This is a genomic window from Okeania sp. SIO2F4 (assembly GCF_010672385.1).
Classification (GTDB): Bacteria; Cyanobacteriota; Cyanobacteriia; order Cyanobacteriales; family Microcoleaceae; genus Trichodesmium.
Map to the genome: position 1 here is coordinate 1 of NZ_JAAHGT010000814.1, position 4494 is coordinate 4494.

Annotated in this window: 3 protein-coding genes; 2 read left to right on the plus strand and 1 reads right to left on the minus strand. The window is 32.3% G+C overall.

The features are described 5' to 3' along the window. Positions 1–913, plus strand: a 913-nt coding sequence (locus tag F6K22_RS33165; RefSeq protein ID WP_293108154.1) for a sensor histidine kinase, incomplete at its 5' end; no start/stop codon positions are given. A 481-nt stretch (positions 914–1394) separates the two neighbouring features. Further along, positions 1395–1946: a gamma-glutamylcyclotransferase gene (locus tag F6K22_RS33170; RefSeq protein ID WP_293108157.1), complete on the plus strand. Its 552-nt coding sequence runs from the start codon at positions 1395–1397 to the stop codon at positions 1944–1946. A 524-nt stretch (positions 1947–2470) separates the two neighbouring features. Here F6K22_RS33170 and F6K22_RS33175 read toward each other — a convergent pair. Continuing rightward, positions 2471–3739: a GGDEF domain-containing response regulator gene (locus F6K22_RS33175; RefSeq protein WP_293108160.1), complete on the minus strand. Its 1269-nt coding sequence runs from the start codon at positions 3737–3739 to the stop codon at positions 2471–2473. Between the last annotated feature and the right edge of the window lie 755 nt (positions 3740–4494).

Consider the following 4494-nt stretch of genomic DNA (forward strand, 5'->3'; position numbering starts at 1 on the left):
AATCAAAAAAGTTTTAATAACTGGTAAATCAATCAAATCAGAAGGATCTTTTCCGACAATAAAAAATCAAAGAGATTATGAATATATTATCAGTCCAGTCTTTGACCAAGAAGAAAATATAGAAGCAGTAGTCTCCACATTTCATGATATTACCGAGCGCCGACATACACAATTAGAACTAGAGTTAGCAAAAGAAGCTGCAGAAGCAGCCAACCAAGCCAAAAGTAGATTTTTAGCTAATATTAGTCACGAATTAAAAACACCTTTAAATGCCATTATTGGCTATAGTGATTTATTATATGAAGAAATTAATGATTTGGGCTATCAAGATTTAATTAATGACTTGAATAGAATTCGTTTGGAAAGTCAAAAATTATTAAAAATGATTCAAGAAATTATCGATATTTCCAAAATAGAAGCTAATAAAATGAAGTTATATTTGGAAGATTTTAATTTATCATCTTTAATCAACAATGTAGTCAAATCAGTGAAACCTTTAGTAATTAAAAATGGCAATATTCTGAAAGTAGAAGGAGTCGAAGATATTGGTATTATCTATGCAGACCCAATCAAAGTGCAACAAATTACATCTAATCTACTCAGTAATTCTGCCAAATTTACACATCAAGGTGAAATTAATTTAAGAGTAAGTCGCCAAAGAGATAAAATTGTAATTTGTGTGACTGATAATGGTGTCGGTATGAGTTTAGATCAAATGAAGTATTTGTTTAGACCCTTTACCCAATCTGATGAATCAACTACCCGTCAATATGAAGGAACTGGTTTAGGATTAGCAATTAGTCAACGTTTTTGTCAAATGATGGGTGGCAATATTACCGTTGACAGTAAAGTTTCTTTGGGTTCTACTTTTACTGTTTGTTTACCTACAGAAGTTGCAGATAGTAAAAGTTAAGATTTATTACTAACAAGAATATCTAGGGTGCATCTCAATTAGGCAATGGGTAAAAATACTTAGAGAAATTAAGCGGTAAGAGCCCCATTGAGATAAGCACAACAATATCTGAGAAGATTAGGGGTATTACTTGGTAACTATTGCGCTCCCGGCAACTTCTGCCTGGCGTGCCTGATGGTTTTGATTGAGTATTTATACTCATCGCATATCTGAGATGCACCCAATATCTAAGTATTACTTGAGCGAAGCTTAAAAGATGCGATTTTTTTTAGGCATAGCTTGGCTTCGTTAATGGATAATGGATAATTACCTCTGATTAAAACCGTAACCGAATATGTATAAGGAAATATCCTAGCACTTTTTTTCCCTATTAGATGAAGCTTTTAACCTGAATAATTATTAATTATTCGGTAAATATTCCAGTTAAATTTTTCTGGAATTCAAAGATATGCTAACTCAGATTCTCCAGTCAAAAATTAAGATGAACAAACTAATTTCTACAGAGAAAAAGTTTTACTACTTTGCCTATGGTTCGTGTATGTGTCCTGTTGATTTGAAACGAACTTTGGGTGAAAATACTTATCCCTATGTTATTGGCCCGGCTAAACTTAAAGGATACAAACTTGGGTTTTATCGTTATTCCGAAAAGCGTAATTGTGGAGCATTAGATGTAGTAAAAGACAAAAATTCTACTGTAGAAGGAGTGCTTTATTATTTACCTTTGAGGTTGCGCGATCGCCTAGATGAAAGAGAGACTGTAAAGTTCGATTTTGTTAAACAAATTCACTGCGGTGGTTATCGACCAGAAAAAGTTGAAGTATCTTGTCAAGGTAAATTATATAGTGAAGTTAGTACCTATGTAGTTGTAGATAAATTACCTCAGGAATTAGCTCCTAATGATTGGTATTTTAATGTTGTACTTCGAGGTGCGATAACTTGTGGACTTTCTGAAGAATACTGTTGGAAATTGTTTGAACATATGTACAGTTTACAGCATCAGAAAAAAACCAAAAAATTCTTAGCTGCGGCATAGGTATACTTCTACAACGAGTGAGAGTGGAGAGTCAGGAGAGAAGAGAATTTAGGAAGATTTGCTAATGACTGAAGATGAAACATTTTCTTATACTGAATTAAGCGGATTTGATATTATATAATCTCATTTCCAGTTGAATAGTTATAATTAGAGCTGCGTAGTAAGGCTGGAGCAATAAGGTAAGTAATTCAAGGGCTAGAGCAAAACTACAAACAAAAACTCTATTATAAGTAATTATCTGCAATTCGTAGCTCCCCTGGAGGGGGCACATAATATTACTTCCTCTTAATACAGATGTTTTATTGAATACGAATTATATAATTTAATAGTTCAAACCTTTCTTTCTCCTGACTCGGTCCGATTGATTACCGAATAATTAATTGTTGAAGGTTTTCCTTGAGGTAATTATCCATTATCCATTATCAATTATCAATTAATTATGACTCCTATTCTCATAATGAAGAAGTACAAAATTGATTACCGAATAATTAATTGTTGAAGGTTTTCCTTGAAGTAATTATCCATTATCCATTATCAATTATCAATTGATTACGGCCTCCTCCTTTAGCTTTATACAACGCCTTGTCAGCAGAACTAATTATCTCCTCTAAATTTTTTATTTCTTTGCTGTAACTTGCCACCCCAATACTAATAGAAAATTTAATTATATCTGCTTCAAATGTAATTTCTATATCTCTGATACTGGAGCAGATCCTTTTTGCTGCTTCTACTCCTTGCTCCTTATTGGTTTCTGGCAGGATCACCATAAATTCATCCCCTCCCAAACGCCCAAAAATATCTGCATTGCGGATATTTTTCAAAACTGTTTTAACCATTTCAATAATCACTTTATCCCCTATTTGATGTCCGTAAGTATCATTAATTATTTTAAATTTATCTATATCCATTAGAAATATAGAAAAAGAATGTTGATAACGAATAGACCGGGTAAACTCTTGTTCAGCTAATTTCATAATTTGACGACGGTTATAAATATTTGTTAATGGATCTGTTGTCGCCATTTTTTCCAATTCTTGAGATAATTCTTTTTGTTTAGTTAAAGCTGCTTCTAATTCTTGCATAGCTTTTTGGCGATCGCTAATATCTCTTAAACAGATAATATTGACAGTTTCTCCTTGCCATTCTGTTTTTGCTACAGTTATTTCTGCTATGCGTAATTTATCATCGAGACCAATAAAGTCTAATAGTGCTTTGTCAGAAGTTAATATTGGCGTGCCCAAAGTATGATTTAAAATTTTTTCTAGAGGTTGACCAAATATTCTTGCTGCTGCCTGATTAGCAAATTTCACGACACCATCTTTATCGACAATTAAAATACCATCATAGAGATGAGTAACTATTGTGTTTAATTTAGCTTCACTTTGCTTTAATTCTTCAGCTTGTTTTTTAATAGTTAAATGAGTTTTTACCCTAGCTAAAACTTCTTCATGCTGAAAAGGTTTATTCACATAATCAACTGCTCCCAACTCAAAAGCTAGCTTCAAATCTTCTGGATCTTTACTGACAGTAATAAAAATGATTGGCACATCTTGATATTTTAAATCATGTTTAAGTTGATGACATACTTGAAATCCATCCTCTTCTGGCATTCTCAAATCTAATAGAATTAGGTCTGGTTTTAATTGGCTAATTCTCTGTCTAGCTTCCTTCCCATTTTTAGCAAAATTTAGTTTATACCCTACCTCTACTAACATACTTGCTAATAGTTTGAGATTTTCTGGATGGTCGTCAACTATTAAAATTACAAACTCACTGGGAATAAACTCTTTCATAATTTTAATTCATTTAATTAATTATAATATTTTGATTTTATCGTATAAAGTGGTCGCTCAAACCTCTGACAAAATTTTTAATTAAACCAATTCAAGAGAAGCAATCGACAATTTTATCCCCCCTATTCCCTCCATACCTATTCCCTCCATACCTGACAACTGCCACGAAGTCTATTTTATTCATCGAAGTTTTTATTGACTTTTAATAATTCTAGTTCAATGTCAGATACTATCTGAGGAAATTCTGCCAAACATTGAGATAAATTTTGCCACTCAAATTCCGCCATAAATTTTTCTAACTTATGAATATAGTTTCTCAAAGGTTCATATTACAAAATTTTTAATTAAACCAATTCAAGAGAAGCAATCGACAATTTTATCCCCCCTATTCCCTCCATACCTATTCCCTCCATACCTGACAACTGCCACGAAGTCTATTTTATTCATCGAAGTTTTTATTGACTTTTAATAATTCTTGTTCAATTTCGGATACTATTTGAGGAAATTCTGCCAAACATTGAGATAAATTTTGCCACTCAAATTCCTCCATAAATTTTTCTAACTTATAAGTATAGTTTCTCAAAGGTTCATATTACAAAATTTTTAATTAAACCAATTCAAGAAGTCTAATCGACAATTTTATCCCCCCTATTCCCTCCATACCTATTCCCTCCATACCTGACAACTGCCACGAAGTCTATTTTATTCATCGAAGTTTTTATTGACTTTTAATAATTCTTGTTCAATTTCGGATA